The sequence below is a fragment of the Campylobacter sp. RM12642 genome (assembly GCF_020137635.1).
Taxonomy (GTDB): domain Bacteria; phylum Campylobacterota; class Campylobacteria; order Campylobacterales; family Campylobacteraceae; genus Campylobacter_E.
This window is the reverse complement of record NZ_JACGAT010000001.1, coordinates 56,001-75,689: the sequence shown is the minus strand read 5'-3', so window position 1 is coordinate 75,689 and position 19,689 is coordinate 56,001. Positions and strand designations below refer to the sequence as shown.

Here is a 19,689-nt window from a genome sequence, read left to right as displayed (position 1 = left end):
TTGAAATATTTTTATAATTTATAGCATTAATTGATAAGTTTTATGTAAAATAAATATACTTTTTTTATTTTAGGAGAAAATATGAAAAAAACGATATTTCTATCCCTATGTGCGATAAGTGTATTGCACGGAAGTATGGTAACAACAGAAAATAAAATTAAAGGTATTTTTATTGGAAATGTTGATAATGCGTATGGTGCTGCACATACTAAACTTGAATTAATACAAGACTTTTATAATTATGGTCGTGATAATGCAATCATTGGTTGTCTTCACGGAAGACCTGGTAGTGATGCTTGGGCTTATTATGATTGCGCTTCTTTAATGCAAGTTTATAGTTATAAAGATGGTAGCGGAAATCCTGAAGCAGATAATGCAAATTATAGAGATAATGTATGGTGTATAGCTCAAGGTAGTAATGATTTAGGAACAAATAAAATTCCAACTGCTAGTGAGTTTATTGCAAATATTAATAAAGCTAATCTTGATGAAAAAGATGAACCTAATAAACCTAAAGTATTATATGTTTCAAAAGATAAGGTAAGTCCACATGTTCCATACAATACTAGTGTATATAATTATAGTTTAGGAAATTATCAAGAATCATATAAAGATTTTGGCGTAAATACTACAGGTAGGCTATTGGTAATTGCTAAAAGTGATGAGAGTAAACAATTTAGTTTTTATCTAAGCGATAATATTAATCTTGGCTCTTTTCCTAATGATTTTAAAAACTTCGTAAATCAAAATCTAGGCATACAAAATGGACAAATGATACCAGGAACAGGCTCAAAACGCTCTCATATGTATCAAAGTTGGGCTCTTTTAGCTCAAAGAACAATATCAGGTGGCAAAGATAGAGGTGCTTGGTGTAATCAGATTTATCATTGGGATAATCGTAATTTTAAAAATGGTAAAGGTTGTGGTTCTAGTGATTGGAATAGTTTAAGCGCTCATGGAAAATATGTTAGATTTTTCCATTCTTTATGGGGTTTAGGTTATCAATTTAGAGCTTCTACTGCTAGTGACCATGTTTACGATATGAAAACAGGTGCGGCTCAATATGGTGGAATAAAAAATGAATATGGTCAAGTAGTTCCTTTTGGAATTAGTGGAGACCTTTATGGTTCTGCAGAATTTAGAGGGGATGATTGGCATGTTAGACATTATCCAGAAGGCTATAAAAGAGATTTGTATTACCAAACTTATAATTTAAGAAAAATAACTGAAGCAATTACTTTAAAAAATATAAGTTTATACGGAACTAATGAGTTTAATAATAAAGATAATGTGTTTCCTTTTTTTAATAAGAATTTAGACCAAGGTAGCAATAATTCTAATGCTTTTGGTAATGATAATAAGATAGGAAAATGTTATTTTATTAATTTACAATATTATGGAAGTAAAAATCAAAATGGTTATGCAAAGTTTGAAGCTATGCAATCTAGCAAATTATTATGGAATAAACCAGCTAATGAGTTTTTGCAAAACTATATAAGTAGTTTAGATGGTAAATATGCAATCGCTAATTACTCAATAGATAGAAGTAATATTTATACTAGAGCAACTTCTGGTGAAAAGCATATATTTACTTTAAATACTAGACCTACAAGTTTTAGATATGCTGATGCGAAAAAATACGGAAATTCTCCAGTAAATACTGCTATTAATGCTCAATATAATTTATATTTTTATCCTGACGCTGATGGAGCTAAAACTGCTGAAATTGATAAAAATTTAGTTCCTAGAAAAGCAAAAGTTGAAAATTTACCAAGTAGCTTTAATGAAAAAGAATTTTATGTTGTAACAGAGCTTAAATACGGGGTAAATAATAACGCTCAATTATCATTTACATACGAAGGCGTTGATTTAGACCCTAATAGATTAGGCTTTGAAAATAAACAAGAATGCGATATAAGTAGTGGTAAAAACTGCTCTAATATGAAATTTAAATTTAAAGATTTCAAATACAAAACTTATAAATTAAGCAAAACTGATGGTGGCTTTAAAGTAATTAGTGAAGATAGTGAAAAGAATGGCTATTTTGCAAGTGATTATACAACTGATGTGATGGCGTTAAGAGTTGATGAAGGATTACTAGATGCAATTAAATATAAATCTGGTGAATCAATCTTGTTAGAACTTACACTTGATAGAGGTTTTTATGCTGATGATAGACCATTTTTTGAAACCAATTCAACTACTATCATTAATGCTAAATCATCAGGTAAGTTTTATGTAATTATTAGTGATATTAATTTTAATGCTAGTAATGTAGATTTTGGTTCTATTTGGAACAAACAAGACCCTGATAAAATGCCTGTATTAAACAGCACTAGCACAGGCTTTAATACTACGACTGCAAATACGAGAATAGCTGGAAAACCTGTTTATTTAGGTATTCAAAGCGCAAAATCATCAAATAAATTAAATAATATTGATAATTTTGTAACCTTTGATGTAATAGACGCAAATACTAATGCAATATTGAAAACAGCAAATCTTACTTATTATGACAATGGAACAAGCAAGGTTAATATTAGTCACGACAATGATTATTTAGTAGGTAATCCAATATTTACTCAAACAGGATTTAGTGGTGCTTATCCGTTTTATAATGGCGTTGTTAGAATTGATGATTTAAAAGTAGGTAGATATAAAGTATGCTATACAATATATTCTAAATCTCAAGTTCAAGAAGAAATCAATAAAAACAATAACAATAAAGACGCTAAAAGCCTAATTGAAGTGCCTGTAAAAGCTAGAAATTGTACTAATGATTTTAGTTTAAGACCTGCTTTAGTTGAATACACTACAAGCACTACATTTACAGCTGGAGAAAATGCTCTTGCGGGTGGAAAAGTAGCAGTATTTAATGCGGGATTAAAAGATGCTGATGATAAGCTAATAGTAACAAATGAAGAATTTGCTTTAACAAAAACTACTTTAAGTGTAGAAGATAGTCAAGGTAAAAATTATGATTTTAGTTTAAATGCAACTAATAAAAATACTATATCTGATAGCAATGAAGTTGCGTTTGTAAAAGACAATAATAATACCTATAAAATCAATGACGCAGTTGTAAATTTCCCATTATCAACTGATGCAAAACTTAAATTATACGAAGGTAAATTCACAAAACCAGATAGCATTAAAGGTTTATGTAATGCAAATGCTATCAATAATAAAGTAGATGAATATGGAAAAGTAGGTTGTTTAATTGATAGTAAAAGTGCTATAGATATTAACTTTAGTAGTACTAAAGAGTATGTTTTAAGAACTCCTATAATAAACAATGCCTTTACAGATGAAAAAACATTCTTTAAGAGTGAAGTAGGCGATAATAATAGCTTAAAGATTTATTATGTATTTAATAATTTAGGTGCTAAGGATACAAATAGCTTAAATTATGTATATCATAAATTTAGCAAAGACCATAATCTTGAGTATGAATTAAATTTTGATAATACTGATAAACAAGCTAAAGATAGATATTTAGTAAATATTGATGAAAATTATACGGATAAAAGCTTTAATACGACAATTAATGGTGCAAATCAAATTCTAGTAGATAGAGTTATCATTACAAAAGATAAGTTAAATAAAGATTTTGATAAAAAATTAGAAGATTTATATAACAATACAAAAACAAATAACATTAATGCTGTTATAGCTGGATTTGCTGCACCAAAAGATAAAATATCTGTAGATTTAGAATTAGCTTACACTAAATACAAAAAAACTCCAGATAATAAAACAATAGATACTAATGCAAGTTTAGCTAAGCCAAGTGTTGCTGAGTTTTCATTATTAAAATCATCAAAAGTTTCTTTAGATGGAGCTAGCACTAATTTAGCTAATGAATACTCATTTATCTTTACTAATGTTACTTATAAAGATAATAAAGTAACAAATACTGACAAAATTACTTTAAATCCTACAACAGATTTAGAGCTTTATTATTTAAATAAGAAAAACGAAAGAACAAAAATACCTTTAAAGAGTTCTTTATATGATAAAGACGCTAGTGCTATTATTAATGAATTATCATTTAATGCTGAATATGGTTCAAGCTTTTTTAAAAATCCAAAAACAGGCGAAGTAACTATTACGCTATCACCTGATAATGCTAAAAAGCAATACATTAAAGAAGTAATTAATCTTAATAATACAAGTGATTTACATGGTGGTAAGTTCAGTTTAGAATTTACAAATGCTAAGTAATTTTAAGAAGGGTTTAAAAACCCTTCTTTTTATTAATGACAAGCTGGAGTGTTTGTCGTTGGTTGAATACTAGAATTATCAGCTTTAGTAGTGTTTAAAAACTCAACTAATTTAAATGCAGCTTCTTCATATCTTTTTGCTACTATTGAATTTGGCTCACACATAGAAATAGGCTTACCACTATCTCCACCCGTTCTAATTGATAAATCAATAGGAATACAAGCTAAAACAGAGCAATCATATTCATGAGCTAAATTAAGCGCTCCACCTTTACCAAAAATCTCATGCTCAACATCGCAATTAGGACAAATAAAACCACTCATATTCTCAATTACACCAGCTACAGGTATATTTAATTTATTAAACATATCTAAAGCTCTTTTACTATCATCAAGGCTTACTGCTTGTGGGGTGCTAACGCAAACTCCTGCACTAACAGGCACACTTTGAGCTAGAGTAATTTGTGCATCACCTGTTCCTGGAGGCATATCAAGTAATAATACATCAAGCTCACTCCATAACACATCGCATAAAAGCTGCTCAATTGCTTTCATAACCATAGAACCTCTCCACATTAATCCTTGTCCTTCTTCAATTAAAATTCCCATACTCATAAACTCAATTCCATAAGCTTTAACAGGACGGATTTTATTGCCTACTACTACAGGTTTTTCGTTTTCAGCACCAAGCATTCTTGGCATATTAGGACCATATATATCAGCATCTAGCACTCCTACTTTTTTACCAAGTTTTGCAAGTGATAATGCTAGATTTAGAGTAGTTGTGCTTTTGCCAACTCCACCTTTTCCACTACTAATCATCACAAAATGCTTAATTTGTGGAGCTAGATTTTTGATTTTTGGTCTTTTTACTTCTGGTTCTTCTAATTTTGGTTGAATGATTTTAAGCTCAAGTTTATAATGATTATTTCTAGCTATTGCTTCACATTCATTTCTAATAGCATTTGCTATTTCTACACTTGCAGCTGGAATTTCAATATCCATTAGGATAATATCTCCTGCTAATTCGCACCTTTTTACAAAACCAAAACTTACAATATCCTTTTGAAAATTAGGATATTTGACATTTTTGAATAGTTCAATTATTTCCATTTTTTCTCCTTTTTTTACCTTTTATGCTAACAAAAAAAGTAAAATAATAAGATGAAATTTGTATTTTTATTAATTATTAGTATTTTTTTAAGAGCAAGTGATATTAGTGTTTGTTATGTAAGTGATAGCTACAAGCGACTTGATACTATGTTTGGGCATATATTTTTAGCTTATAACAATAAAGCGGCTAGTTTTAATCTAAATAGTAATTTAAATATTAAAGATAATTTATCAGCACTTTTTGGAGTAGAAGGCATTATGCAAATTTTGCCTAAGGATAAATTAATTAAGTTTTATGAAGATGATGAAAGACAAGTAAAATGCTATCCGCTTAATTTAGATGATAGCCAAGAAGCCAATCTATCAGCTTTATTTTACGAAGATGAGATTTATGATACTTATACATTTTTGCATAAAAATTGCTCATCAGCTTTAAGTATGTATGCCAAAAACTATGGTGTTAATCTTAAATCAAGCCTAATTCCAATTCGTTTTGTATCGCTTAATACTGATTATAAAAAGAACTTTCATAAAGTAGGATTATTTTATGAATATGATAAAAAAAATAGCCTTGATTTTGATATAAGTATTCTTAGTCTAAATGATAAATTATCTCATAGTTTAAATATATTAAACTTTAATAAAAACTACATTAGCCCTATAAAAATTAGAGAATACGAAAAGATTAGCTATGAATTTGAATTAGGAATTAGATATAAAAAGGCTAGGGTATTTGCTAATTTTTTCTTAGGGTATTATTATGAAGGTTTTTTTATAGGGGCTAATAATTACGGCTTAAATATAGGTTATTTAAAGGATTTTGATAATTTTGGTATAAAAATTAGTGCTGATAAAAAACATATAAATCTTAATACTTATTTTGATTATAAAAATTATCGTTTAAGTTTAATTGCTAATCAAAATTACGCTAAAATCGGTCTTATATACTCATTTTAAGGATAATAATGAAAAGCGTTGCAGAGAATAAAAAAGCAAGATTTGAATATAGCATAATTGATACTTATGAATGTGGTTTTGCCTTATTAGGTAGCGAAGTTGTAGCTGTAAGACACGGCAAAATCAATTTAAAAGATTCTTTTGTAAGGATAATCAAAGGTGAAGCTTGGCTACTTGATAGCCACATAGGTCGTATGAATACGGCGAATAAATACTTCACTCACGAAGATAGAAGAGCTAGGAAATTATTGCTTCATCGTGCAGAAATTGATAAATTAATAGGTAAAATCAGTACAGATGGATTTACTTTAGTAATACTAAATTGTTATTTTAAGCGTGGGATTTTGAAAGGAACTCTAGCTTTAGCAAAAGGAAAAAATCTTCACGACAAGCGTCAAGCAATCAAAGAAAGAGATTTAAAACGAGAAGCAAGAGCGTATTATTAATTAACTCTTAAATATTAAACTAAAATTATTTTATATTAAGGAAAAATATGAGAATTTATTTTGCAAACGACCACGCAGCAACTAAGTTAAAGTTTAGTTTGATTGAATACTTTAGTAAAGAATACGAATGTATAAATCTTGGTTGTGATAGTGATGATAGTGTGGATTATCCTGATTATGCTAATAAATTAGCAAATGAGCTTAAAAACGATACAAATGCAATAGGTGTTATTATTTGTGGAAGTGGTATAGGAATTAGCATAGCGGCAAATCGTCATAAGCATATTCGTGCAGCACTTTGTCATTGCGAAGATTATGCAAGATTAGCAAGAGAACATAATGACGCTAATGTTATATCTTTAGGCGCTAGATTTGTTGATTTTGAACTTGCAAAAAAATTAATCATAACCTTTATAAATACCCCATTTCTTGGTGGAAGACACGAAAATAGAGTAAAAAAATTAGGGCAATAAATGTTATTTATTTGGATGGTTATTACTGCTTTAGTTTGTATATGTATTTATTTTTTAGTGATGACTTATTATTATAAATCATTACTTAATAAAGAAAGAGCCTCAAAAGAGTTTTTAAAAACTAATTTTGATGATACAGAAGTAGTTATGAGAAAGCTACAAACACAACTTCAACGCTCTTTAGGAAATATAGATGTATTAAATGAAGAATTAGATAAGGTAAAAAGTGAATTAACAAGCCTTAGGACAAGAAATTCTCAATATCGCTTAGAAAATAATAAATTAAACACAAAAATCAAAGAATTAGAAGCAAAAATTGAAAGCTTATTATAAGGATTAATATGAATATAGAAAAATTATTAAATGAGAAGATAAAAAGATACCCAAACTACCCAAAAGAAGGAATTGTATTTGCAGATATTACCACGCTTTTAGCAGATAAAGAAGGTTGGCAAGTTTTAATAAATCACTTAAAAGATAAATATAAAGATGAAGAATTTGATTTTTTAGTAGGAGCTGAAAGTCGTGGCTTTATTTTTGCAGCTGCATTAGGAGCTATTTTAAATATCCCTTTTGTTCCAATTAGAAAGAAAAACAAACTCCCAGGAGAGCTATTAAGTATTGAATATGATTTAGAATACGGCAAAGATAAAATAGAGATGAAAAAGGACGCATTTTTAGGCAAAAAAGATGTAAAAGTTCTTTTTATGGATGATTTATTAGCAACGGGTGGCACTAGCATTGCTTGTATGAAATTATTAAAATTAGCAGGTGCTAAAGAAATTAAGAGTTGTTTTTTAATAGATATAAATATCGGTGGATATAAAGCTTTAAAAGAGCATTGTGATGATATTTATTGCATTTTAAAGGATTAGCAATGGATATGATAATTAATTTTATAAATTCCTTTTTTGCTGACCCTGAGGGGGTTTTAACTTCCTTATTTAGAGATAAAATCGTAATTGCTAGTATTATTATATTTTTATGGTGCACGCTAGAAGGCGAAACTGCATTAATACTAGCAGGACTTGCAGCTCACGGAGAACACATTCATATAGGACTTATCACATTTATAGCAGGTTGTGGGGGATTTTTGGGCGATCAGATATATTTTTATATAGGAAGATACTCAAAAAGCTATATTAGAAAAAAGCTAAAAACACAAAGGCGAAAATTTGCAGTAGCACAGATTTTACTTCAAAAATACGGCTGGCCTATAATATTTATTCAACGCTATATGTATGGTTTTAGAACCGTTATTCCTATGAGTATAGGGCTTACTAATTATAGTGCAAAGAAATTTGCAATAATTAATTTTATTTCAGCTCAAGTATGGGCTGCTATTACTATTTTTATAGTGTATATTTTTGGCGAGCATATATGGGAGATTATTAATTGGGCGAAAGACCATTGGTATTTGGCAGGAATTTTAGTTGTAGGATTTTTATGCTTAATTTTATATGCTTTTAAAAGTTTAGAAAATAAATTATTAAGTAAGAAAGGTAAAAAAAATGAAAGTAGTATTTAATGAAAAAAATACTGATTTTAAAGTTTGTTTGATACAAAACAAAGATTTAAGTAGATTTGATGATAAAGAATTTTTTGAAATAAATGATTATAAAGGAGTTGGAGCGATTTGCAATCTAGCTAAAAGAACGCTTTATGTTGGCTTAAATGATGAATTAACTTATGCTAGTTTTATAGCTAGTTTAGGTAGTGCGATTAAGAGCATTAAGAACTTAAATATAAAAAGCATTAGCCTTGAATTTATTAATCTTGGTTGTGAGTTTTATAGTGCTTATGCTCATATTTATGCTGTTATTTCATCTTTATATGAGTTTAACAAATATCATAAAGAGCCTAAGAATTCTAAAATAGAATTAATAAGCCTTGAAACACAACAAAACGATGATATTCAACAAGGCGTTGAGCTAGGTAAAGTATTAGCAAATGCTTGTGAAGATGTAAAAAATATAGTAAATGAAATTCCAAGCACTTATAATCAACTTAGTTTTGAAAAAGACGCTTTAAAATTAGCTAAAGAATTTGATTTAGAATGCAATGTTTATAGCGATGATTATTTACAAAAAGAAGGAATGAACGCATTTTTAGCAGTAAATCGTGCAAGTAGTTATCCTGCAAAATTAATCCACTTAGCTTATAAACCACAAAACGCTATTAAAAAAATAGTTTATGTAGGAAAAGGACTTGTATATGATACAGGTGGGCTAAGTCTTAAACCGGCTGATTATATGCTAACTATGAAAGCTGATAAGAGTGGTGCAGCTGCTGTTTTAGGTATTTTAAAAGCAGCTAGTATGTTAAAACTACCTTATGAAATACACGGAATTATAGGTGCAGCACAAAACTGCATAAGCGAAAAATCATATATGCCTGATGATGTATTGATTTCAAGAGAAGGTGTAAGTATAGAAGTAAGAAATACTGATGCTGAAGGAAGATTGGTTTTAGCAGATTGCTTGAGTTTTGCTCAAGATTTAAAGCCTGATTTATTAATAGATTTAGCTACTTTAACAGGTGCTTGTGTGGTTGGGCTTAGCGAATATACAAGTGGTATTATGGGATATAATGAAGACTTGCAAAACGAGTTTTATAACAATTCAAAAAGAAGTGGCGAATATACTTGCGTTTTACATTTTAACCCACACATTAAAGAGCTTATCAAAAGCAAAATAGCTGATGTTAGCAATACAGGTAGCTCAAGATATGGTGGAGCTATTAGTGCAGGAATGTTCTTAGGCGAGTTTATTAGAAAAGAATATAAAGACAAATGGTTGCATTTAGACATTGCTGGACCTGCTTATGTAGAAAAAGTGTGGGGCGAGAATGCTTATGGAGCAAGTGCAGCTGGAGTTAGAATGAATATTATAAACTTACTTAGAATGGCAAGGAGTGCAAAATGAGCCTTAGTGTAGGTATTGTTGGACTTCCTAATGTTGGTAAAAGCACGACTTTTAATGCTTTAACAAAGGCAGCAAACGCTCAAGCAGCAAATTATCCATTTTGCACCATTGAGCCAAATAAAGCTATTGTTGAAGTGCCTGATGAGAGATTAAAAGTCTTAGCAAATATAGTAAATCCTGAAAGAATAATGCACTCAATGATAGAATTTGTAGATATTGCAGGTCTTGTAAAGGGTGCTAGCAAAGGCGAAGGTTTAGGGAATAAATTCTTAGCAAATATTCGTGAAACTGATTTGATTTTACATATAGTAAGATGTTTTGATGATGAGAATATCACTCATGTTGAAGGCGGGGTTGACCCGTTAAGAGATATAGAAATCATAAATCTTGAATTAATCTTAGCTGATATTGAACAACTTAATAAAAAGCTTGATAGACTTAGCAAAGAAGCAAGAGCAAATCTTAAAGGTGCTAAAGAATGCCTTGAATTAGCACAGGATTTATTAAAACACCTTGAAGATGGCAGATTAGCTAGTGAATATGCAAATCGTGATAGTGAAGCTTTTATAACTTTAAATAAAGAATTAAGATTACTTAGTGCTAAAGAAGTAATTTATGGCGTTAATGTAAGCGAAGATGAATTATTAGATGATAATGATTATGTAAAAAAGGTGCGTGAATATGCAGCTAAATCAAATCATAGCGTTTTAAAATTATGTGCTAAGCTTGAAGAAGATTTGGTCGGAATGGACGAAGCTGAAGCTAATGAGTTTTTAAAAGAATTAGGCGTAAATGAAAGCGGTTTAGCAGCTATTATTAGGACAAGTTTTGCTAAGCTTAATTTGATTTCTTATTTTACTTGCGGGGTTAAAGAAGTTAGGTCTTGGACTATTCATAAAGGTTATAAAGCTCCTAAGGCTGCAAGTGTAATTCATAATGATTTTGAAAAAGGCTTTATCAAAGCTGAAGTAATTAGCTATGATGATTTCGTAAATTGTGGTGGCGAAGCAAAAGCTAAAGAAGCAGGTAAATTACGCTTAGAAGGTAAAGATTACGAAGTAATTGACGGCGATATAATGCACTTTAGATTTAATGTATAAACCTTATTAGCAAGGCTTAAAAGTCTTGCTAATCTTTTAAAAATCCTTTTTTATTTATAGAATTTAGAAAAGATAAAAATTTTTATAAGTTAAAAATATTAAAAGCATTGTTGATTGAAGATAAATCAAACAAGACTTAAAAAAGCCTTGCTTGATTTTAAAAATTATAAGAAAATCCTAAGTTTATATTGTAGTTATTATTAAAGTGATTTGTAATGCTCTTAGCAAAATCTAAATTAATGTTAGTATTAGCACTAGGTTTATAATCAGCTCCGAATTTGATTTCAAATCCTCTATCTTGAACCCTTTCAAAATAATAAGTCATACCATCATTAGCACTATTACTTGGACTTTCGTTTAAGTCTTTAATATAAGCAAATTCAGTATTTAAACCTACTTTATCATTGATTTTAGCACCAGCTTTAATACCTGCTTTTGCAGTATATTGAGCTGCTTGTTCTGTTTGAATTCCTAATACTGCTCCATCAATATTTACTTTTGGATAGCGAGTAGCTATTAATTTAACATTAGGTTCTACATAATAATCAGAGCCAAATCTTTGTCCTACTTTAACTTTTGCTTGCCATAAATTATCATATCTTGTAGTATTTATCATCGCTAAATCACTCTTATAATTACCCTTTAAAGTTAGTAAATTTAAGTCATAATCAACGAAAAATCCTGAATTAAAATTCGTGCTAGCATAAAGTCCAATGCCAGTTATTCCAACATCAGTGCTTAATGCTTTATTAGCTTTTAGTTTTGCTTTAGAAGCTTTTATACCATAAGCTACATCAAGATTTTTTAAAGATACTTTATTATCTACTCCGACATTAACTCTGCTACCTTTTAAATTATTTGAATCTGTTTCAAAATAACCATAATCAGAATTTATCCAAAAACCTTTATTTTTATCATCATTTCTTAAGTAATTAAATCTTAAGTCATTATCATCAATATAATATCTAGCAACATAATATGGTGTATACATTATGTTTTTAATCGCACTTGTAACAGCTGGGTCAAGATATTCTAAAGTCAATAAATCCTTATCATCAGCACTAACCTTACCAAAACCTTTTAAAGCTTCTTTATCTATTTCTAAATTAGACCTAATGCTATCTTTATTAATTATTGGTTCTTTATCTGTTAAACCTAAACTCCATACTCCATCTTTACCTATTTCATCAAAGCTTAAAACCTTAGTATTATAAGTAGCTAAAACGGTTTTATAAGTTACTTTAAAATAAGCTTTATCTTTTTCATTATCTTCTTTTTTACCATTTACAATAGCAATAGGAACTCTTGTATTTATTAACTTACTTAAGTTCGTATTGTATAAAACGATTTCGTTATTTTCTCCTAAAGCTTCTTTATTTACTATGATAGGACCACTGAATTTATCTTCTAAACTAGTATCAATTCCACCACCATAAATATAAAACTTAGAATTATTAGCATTTAGAGTATTAGTTACAACTTGTGCTTGAATGTGTGAATTATCCACTATTAAATTATCAGCTCTAATTCCACCTATACCATTGCTATTTGTATTAGTAGCTCTTATTGTTGAATTTTTGATTGTATAAGTGCTATTTTTTAAATCGCTTGTCTTATCATAAGTATTTGTAGCCAAATCATCAATGCTTGATATAGGTTTAGTTCCTGTAATTTCTATAAAGGCATTATCAGCATTTAGCGTATTTGTTTTAAATGTGTTTGCAGTGAAATTACCTGAAATATCTGAATTATTATGCACTAAAATATCTTTATTAAAGGTATTATTTAAGTTCGCATTTATATTGCATTGTTCTACATTGTTATTGTAAATTCCATTGCTAGTTTTTAATGTCCCACACTTATTATTGTCATATTTAATAGCAGCATTAATAATAGAATTATTTACATTCAATTCTGAATTATTTGTAATATCTTCGCTTACATTTTTAACATTTGTAAGACTTAAAATACCGCCATCATCATTTGTAATTTTGGTTGCTAATTCGCCTATATTATTAAAGTCTAATTTAGATTTATTTCCATTATTTTTAATACTCGTTCCAGCGATTTTATCAGTATTATTAATGCTTAAATCTCCGCCATTTTGATTTGTAATATTATTAAATGATTTAATATTATCTAATACCACTTTAATAGCTTCATTTACTAAATCTTTCATAGAAGCATTGCTTAATTTAGTATTGCCTTCGCCTTTTAGTGTTAAATCATCATTAAATGTTGAATTATTTAAATTATTTGTCCCACCATCTATTGTAGTTTTATTGTTAAATTGTGAGCCATTATCTTTTACATTCTTAGCTATAACTTCGCCATCAAATGTAGTTTGATTAGAATCTAGACAATCTACTTCTACTTTTCCTTTAAGAGTTGTCGTGCTATCTGGTTTAAAACAAGCTTTATTTCCTTTAACGCTTATATCATTTTTTAAAGTTGAATTACTTACTTTAAATTCCCCACTAGCATTTAATTTAGCGTCTAATTTAGATTTATCATCAATATTTTTAATATCCAAATTATTCGCATTAAATGTAACATTTTTGCCTATATTAACACCATTTTTACCATCAATATTGCTTAAGCCTGTGCTAGTGATTGTAACAGGAGTTGTATCATCGCTACAAATACTAGCTTTGTTATTTAAATCCAAATCCTTAGTATCAATGCTAGAGCAAACTTTAGCATTATTAGTTAATGTGGTTTTTCCATTATTTGCAGTGATTATTGCGTCTTTTCCTTTAAACTCCCCACCACTAATAGTAATATTCCCAGAATTTGAAGTAGCTTTAATATTATTTGATTTAGTGTTGTTTAAATTAATATCATTATTTGCATTTAAATTCGTATTATCTTTTATAGTTGCATTAGTTACATTGATATTTTTATCTGCTTTTAAATCAGCATTAACTTGCGTAGGCTCGCTTCCTTTGATTGTGATATTTTCTTTTGAAGTTAGTTTAGAATTAATCTTGCTTGGATTATTCTTATCATCTGAAGTTACAACAATATCTTTTATAGTATTAATTGTCGCATCAATTACGCTATTTGCTATATTTGCCATTCCTTGCAAGATAATATTAGAACTCTTATCATCTTTACCTATTTGAGAATTATTAGCATTAAGATTATTAGCATTTACATTACTTGAGTTCAATGTAGCATTTGTAGCTGTAATATTATTAGCTTTATTAATATCTGCATTTATCGTTGTATCTTTTCCTAAAGTAATATCATTAGCATTTTTTATAGTAGAGTTAATGGTAGTTTTCTTATTAGCAGCAGGTGGTTCTGGACTAATTCCATTATGCTCTCCTAGATTTTGAGCGTCATTGCTTAAGATTATATTACCTGCTACATCAATATTTCCGCCAGAAACTTCAGCCCCATTTGCAATTAGTAGCGTTCCACTAGGATTTTTGCTAGTTAAATCTCCTTTTATAGTAGCGTTATCAATTGTAGCATTGTTAAAATTACTATCTGCATTAATCACTGCACCTCTTCTAGCTACTAATTCATTAGTTTCTATTGCTTTATTAATTGTAGTAGTTGTGTTATTAGCACAAGAGCCACCACCTATTATATCTACTCTACCGCTACTATTAATATTTGAATTAACAATAGAGCCATTTTGCACGGTAACTAAATTAGTTCCTTTAATTAAACCATCATTAGTAGTAGAGCAATCTATTAAGGCTTTATTTGTAAATAATTCTCCTAAAACATTTACAACTGATTGTTTAGTAGCTGAAAAATCACTAGAATTACCATTATTTAAAGTTACGCTAGATGAACTTATATCAGTATTTTTTGCATTTAGAGTATTTGTTGTTATATTTTTAGAATTTGTAATGCTTAATTTCTCATCAGCTTTAATTAAATTAGCATTAATTCCTTTAGCTTCTTGTGTATTTAAGATATTAGTATTTTTAGCACTGATAGTATCCCCAGTAAATTTAACATCATCTAAGGTTAAATCATTTAAGCGTTTGCTAGTATCATTACCTATATTTGCATTAGTTAAATCTACATTTTTAAGATTTAATGTATCATCTATACTTGCTGCATTTATATTAGAATTACTAATCTTAGAATTAGCAATTTTTAAATTCCCATCAATTCTAACATCATTATTTTTATTAGCATCTTTATTTTGAATGTTTAATTTTTCTAAAAGCATATCTTGAGCTAATTGTAATAATGTTTTATTAGCTTTGATTGTAGTTTCTTTTGAATTGTCTAATTTAGAATTAATGAAATTAACTTCATTAGAAGTTAGATTTCCCGATAAATTAGCGTCTTTTATAGTAGTAGTGCTTTTGATATTTACATTACCACTAAGTGTAGCTTGATTTCTTACTTCTAAATTATCAGTATCTTCAATTGACGCTAATACTTTTGTATCTTTTCCATCTATTATGATTTTACCACCATTAGTATTTGTGCTAAGCTTTGTGCCTTCGTTGATTACGCTTTTGTTTTGTAAGGTTATTGTATTAGCATTTATGGTAGCATTGTCTGTTTTTGAATTATCAATCGTTATATCTTTAGCTTTTAAGCCACCTTGTATAGTTGAGCCATTATTTACTTGTATATCATTAATAGCATTGATTTGTGAGTTTGTTTTAGTGCTACTATCGTTTAAAGTAACGCTATTAGCATTTACAACACCACTTTCTCCTAAAATAGCTTTGCTTTCAAATTCTGCTGTAGTAGTTATTGTAGAATTAGCATTTAATGTAGCACCATCTTTTACAAGCAATTTATTAGCATTAATTGTCCCTTTTATATTGGTATCTTGAGTGCCAGGTGCAGGGTATTTGCTATCTAACATTTTATTACTTAAAATAACACTTCCACTATTTGTTATAAACTTAGCATTTTCATCTGACTTAGCTCCATATCCTAAGAGTATATCACTATTTTTAGATTCTAATTCTCCGTTTATAGTCCCCCAATATGCTTGGATTTTATTATTTGCCTTAATTGTTGCAGTTTTTTCTACATTTGCATTTAATAAATCCACACTATCATCTATATCTAAAATACCTTTTATATTTCCACTTCCTATTCTTGCACTATTTGCTTTGATTGTTTTATCTGCATTTAAGGTAGCATCATTTGACATATCTACAAATCCACTTGCATTTATATTGGCATTGATTATTGTATCTTTGTCGCTAATAGTAATGTCTTTAACATTTGTAATATCTGCATTAAGCTTACTTCCATAAGATATTGTTGCATTGCCACCTATATCAAGAGCTGAATTAATTTCGCTGTTGTTATCTATAATTACATCGCCAGTTGATTTGAAACTATTTCCATTATAAGTTGAGTTTTGAAAATAAGCTCCGTCTGTATTGATATTTGCACCACTAACACTTGCATTAGTAGATTTAAAATAATTACTTGTAAATTCTCCACCACTAACATTAGTTTTGTCTTTACCTAATTCTCCAATATTAATAGAATTTGTGCTAGTAAATACTCCACCATTTACATTGCTACCTGATTTAACATATATATCATTTGCATTTAATTCTCCGCTACTTACATTACCACCAGAATTAATGTTTATAGTGTTATTTGCAGTGATTTTACCACCACTTACATTGCCACCAATGTCGGCTTGATTTGTAGCATTTAGCTCTGATGAGCCACTTATATTTCCATCTTTATTTAATTTAATATTAGTAGCTGTGTGAGTTCCTTTGCTTACATTTGCACCACTTTCAATGATAATATCAGCTCCTGCTGTGGTATTGCCTTGTATATTAGACTTGCCTTTATAAGTAACATTATTAAACTTACTTTCTAAATTAGCGTTTTCGCTTGTGTTTGAATTATCTAGCGTAATATCTCCACCTTCAGCTGTTATTTTACCCGATTGGATATTTGAGTTATTGTTAATATTTACATTTTCATTAGCTTTAAGTGTTCCAGAAAGTATATTTGAATTGTTAGTAATATTGATATTTTTACCATTTATGTTCTTTGCATTACTATCTGTATTATCTAAAGTTATATTACCTTTAGACGATGTAACTTGTGTTTTTGACATTAGGGCTTTGTCATTTGTGTTATTTTTAATCGTTATATCTCCGGAACTTTTTAAGTTAATTAAATCTAGTGTAGAGTTAGTTACATTTATTTTATTATCGCCTATATTAGCCCAAATACCACCACCTTTAGCATTGCTTGAAGTAAGATTTGAATTGGTGATATTAATTGTTGATGTAACTTTATCTTTACCCATAATAACATCTTTAAAATCAACATTTGAACCATCAATTTTAACATTTGTATTGGTGCTAATATTTCCGCTAGTAGTTACAGAGCTTTTCTTTATTGTAAGATTATCAGCGTTTATTCTATCCCCACTTATATTTGCATTATCTGTGATAGTTAGTTTTTGTATAGTTGCTCCTCCACCACCTTGTCCTAAAATAACATTCTCATAATTACCACCACTTATTGTAAGACCACCGGTAACACTACCTGTAGTCTGTCCAAAATAAGAATTGGTAGCATTAGCATTTTTTAATGTGAGAGTTTTATCTTGACCAATCATTACATTAATGCTTGAAGGATTATCTCCTATGATTTTAGTGCCTGTTATGGTTGTATTGTCTTTTGTGAAATTAGCAACACCACTGCCTTTTGTATTTATCGTGCCATTTGATAAATTAGAATTTATATTAAAGCCAGCTGAATTGATATTAATTGTATTATTAGTGCCGGTAGTTTCATTAGTTGCGTCACCTAATATTACACTCCCACCATTGTGAGTAATGGTATTGCCACTTGTATTGCCATTAATATTTAAAGCCCCACTATCGCTTATAATAGTTGAATTATTAACTTCTTTTGTAGTTAAAGTCCCACCTTTGCTATTTATAGTTGAGTTATCTTTAACATTATTAACGCTTAATTTTCCATTAGCATTACTATTAATAGTTGAGCCTATAACATCGCCTGATATAGTTAAATTACCATCTGTATTACTATTAATAATTGAGTTATTTGTAACATTTTTAACTTGGATTGTAGCACCATCACTATTGATAGTTGAGCTATCTATATTGTTTGTTACCTTTAAAGTCCCGCTAGTTCCATCAATTGTAGAACCTACTACATTATTTGTAACATTAATAGTCCCACCATTATTGTTTATAATTGAGTTATCTTTAACATTATTAATGTTTAAATTTCCGCCATTATTACTATTAATAGTTGAGCTTATAACATCGCCTGATATAGTTAATTTATTATCTGTATTACTATTGATAATTGAGTTATTTGTAACATTTTTAACTTGGATTGTAGCACCATCACTATTGATAGTTGAGCTATCTATATTGTTTGCTACCTTTAAAGTCCCACCATTGCCATTGATAGTTGAGCCTACTACATCATTTTTAACATCAATAGTCCCACCATTTTTTGTATTTATAGTTGAGTTATTTTGTATATTATTAGCCTTAATGGTTCCCGCATTTCCATTGATAGTTGAACTTAAAATATCCTGCGTAACATCTAGACTTCCTTTTTGATTAGTGATAGTAGAATTTTCAATATTTTTACTTACTTCTAAATTTTTACCATTGTTTGTATTGTTGGTAATATTAGAATTAGTTATACTTCCTTCAACTTTTAATTTATGATTATTATTGTTATTAATTGTTAGTTTATCAGCATTATTTTTAATTGTTAAATTACCATCACCACCTTGGATTTTAGATGTGTCAATACTTTTACCAGTTACACTTCCTAAGGTTATATTTGCTACTCTATTATGTAACGATGCACCATCTAAATAAGCATCCTCATTAACTATAAATGTAGAACTTTTATCAATTGATAAATATGTATCTTTTGCTATAAATTTATTTGTAATAAGTTTAACTGTATCGTCAAGTGCAATACCATCTTTTTTTTCTTTAACTAATATATTTGGATCAAATTGACCAGCATCATAAATATCTCCTATTACATTTAATTTATTGTTTATTTGTAAAATTGTATTGCTACCTTTCATCCATAGTGATGTTCTATCGTTATTTGTTAATTTGCTGTCAATAGTAAGATTTTTTAAAGTCGTGTTTAAATTATTATTTAAATAAAAATCTCCTCCACCTTCAACTGTTAAACTTACATTTTCGTTGTTGATGTTACCAAAATCTATATTATTAATTTGTGTTCCTGTATTAGTAGTATAAGTATCATTTTCACTTATAATTTTTAGAGTCCCACCATTTTCAATACTCGCTGCTTGAACTGAACTAATTATCGTAAATGCTAGTAATGACATTCTTATGGTCTTATTCATATGAAATCCTTAAAAAGTTGCTTGATTTTTATTAATGCTAAAAAATTGATATAAATCAAGGTATTATATTTATAAATTGAAAAAACAAAGCTTAAAAAATGATAAT

Annotated in this window: 11 protein-coding genes; 9 read left to right on the top strand and 2 right to left on the bottom strand. The window is 28.8% G+C overall.

The annotated features are described in order from the left end of the window. Positions 1-81: 81 nt before the first annotated feature. A complete protein-coding gene (locus AVBRAN12642_RS00335) occupies positions 82-4,224 on the top strand; it encodes a hypothetical protein (RefSeq protein ID WP_336607809.1) in 4,143 nt (1,380 codons plus the stop codon). 32 nt (positions 4,225-4,256) lie between these two features. Here the strand turns inward: AVBRAN12642_RS00335 and AVBRAN12642_RS00330 are convergent, their stop codons facing one another. Continuing rightward, positions 4,257-5,336, bottom strand: a complete 1,080-nt coding sequence (locus tag AVBRAN12642_RS00330; RefSeq protein ID WP_336607808.1) for an Mrp/NBP35 family ATP-binding protein — start codon at positions 5,334-5,336, stop codon at positions 4,257-4,259. A gap of 51 nt (positions 5,337-5,387) precedes the next feature. Between AVBRAN12642_RS00330 and AVBRAN12642_RS00325 the strand changes: the two genes are divergently transcribed. Genes AVBRAN12642_RS00325 through ychF form a run of 8 tightly spaced genes read left to right on the top strand, consistent with a single transcriptional unit; the run spans position 5,388 to position 11,236 of the window. Beyond that, positions 5,388-6,293, top strand: coding sequence for a lipoprotein N-acyltransferase Lnb domain-containing protein (locus AVBRAN12642_RS00325; protein ID WP_336607807.1), 906 nt, complete (start codon positions 5,388-5,390; stop codon positions 6,291-6,293). 8 nt (positions 6,294-6,301) lie between these two features. Then, positions 6,302-6,739 (top strand): SsrA-binding protein SmpB, encoded by a 438-nt coding sequence (gene smpB / locus AVBRAN12642_RS00320; RefSeq protein ID WP_336607806.1) that lies wholly within the window; start codon positions 6,302-6,304, stop codon positions 6,737-6,739. A gap of 32 nt (positions 6,740-6,771) precedes the next feature. Further along, positions 6,772-7,212 (top strand): RpiB/LacA/LacB family sugar-phosphate isomerase, encoded by a 441-nt coding sequence (locus AVBRAN12642_RS00315; protein ID WP_214119885.1) that lies wholly within the window; start codon positions 6,772-6,774, stop codon positions 7,210-7,212. Next, the gene (locus AVBRAN12642_RS00310; protein WP_214115786.1) at positions 7,213-7,545 is read left to right on the top strand and encodes a hypothetical protein; all 333 of its coding nucleotides are present in this window, start codon (positions 7,213-7,215) and stop codon (positions 7,543-7,545) included. Continuing rightward, complete coding sequence (apt, locus tag AVBRAN12642_RS00305) at positions 7,539-8,087, top strand: adenine phosphoribosyltransferase (RefSeq protein ID WP_442862231.1); 549 nt, start codon at positions 7,539-7,541, stop codon at positions 8,085-8,087. Before AVBRAN12642_RS00310 ends, apt begins: the two co-directional genes overlap by 7 nt. A gap of 2 nt (positions 8,088-8,089) precedes the next feature. Then, entirely contained in the window at positions 8,090-8,740 is a 651-nt protein-coding gene (locus AVBRAN12642_RS00300; protein WP_250325095.1) for a DedA family protein, read from the top strand. Next, on the top strand, positions 8,724-10,136 hold the full coding sequence (locus AVBRAN12642_RS00295; protein ID WP_214115784.1) for a leucyl aminopeptidase: 1,413 nt from the start codon (positions 8,724-8,726) through the stop codon (positions 10,134-10,136). Before AVBRAN12642_RS00300 ends, AVBRAN12642_RS00295 begins: the two co-directional genes overlap by 17 nt. Then, on the top strand, positions 10,133-11,236 hold the full coding sequence (gene ychF / locus AVBRAN12642_RS00290; protein WP_336607805.1) for a redox-regulated ATPase YchF: 1,104 nt from the start codon (positions 10,133-10,135) through the stop codon (positions 11,234-11,236). Before AVBRAN12642_RS00295 ends, ychF begins: the two co-directional genes overlap by 4 nt. Before the next feature lie 157 nt (positions 11,237-11,393). Here the strand turns inward: ychF and AVBRAN12642_RS00285 are convergent, their stop codons facing one another. Then, on the bottom strand, positions 11,394-19,583 hold the full coding sequence (locus AVBRAN12642_RS00285) for a hypothetical protein (protein WP_336607804.1): 8,190 nt from the start codon (positions 19,581-19,583) through the stop codon (positions 11,394-11,396). Positions 19,584-19,689: the final 106 nt, after the last annotated feature.

Coding starts and splice junctions, on each gene's coding strand:
- AVBRAN12642_RS00300 (WP_250325095.1), top strand. CDS start 8,090: ATGGATATGATAATTAATTTTATAAATTCCTTTTTTGCTGACCCTGAG.
- AVBRAN12642_RS00295 (WP_214115784.1), top strand. CDS start 8,724: ATGAAAGTAGTATTTAATGAAAAAAATACTGATTTTAAAGTTTGTTTG.
- AVBRAN12642_RS00325 (WP_336607807.1), top strand. CDS start 5,388: ATGAAATTTGTATTTTTATTAATTATTAGTATTTTTTTAAGAGCAAGT.
- ychF (WP_336607805.1), top strand. CDS start 10,133: ATGAGCCTTAGTGTAGGTATTGTTGGACTTCCTAATGTTGGTAAAAGC.
- AVBRAN12642_RS00310 (WP_214115786.1), top strand. CDS start 7,213: ATGTTATTTATTTGGATGGTTATTACTGCTTTAGTTTGTATATGTATT.
- smpB (WP_336607806.1), top strand. CDS start 6,302: ATGAAAAGCGTTGCAGAGAATAAAAAAGCAAGATTTGAATATAGCATA.
- AVBRAN12642_RS00335 (WP_336607809.1), top strand. CDS start 82: ATGAAAAAAACGATATTTCTATCCCTATGTGCGATAAGTGTATTGCAC.
- AVBRAN12642_RS00330 (WP_336607808.1), bottom strand. CDS start 5,336: ATGGAAATAATTGAACTATTCAAAAATGTCAAATATCCTAATTTTCAA.
- AVBRAN12642_RS00285 (WP_336607804.1), bottom strand. CDS start 19,583: ATGAATAAGACCATAAGAATGTCATTACTAGCATTTACGATAATTAGT.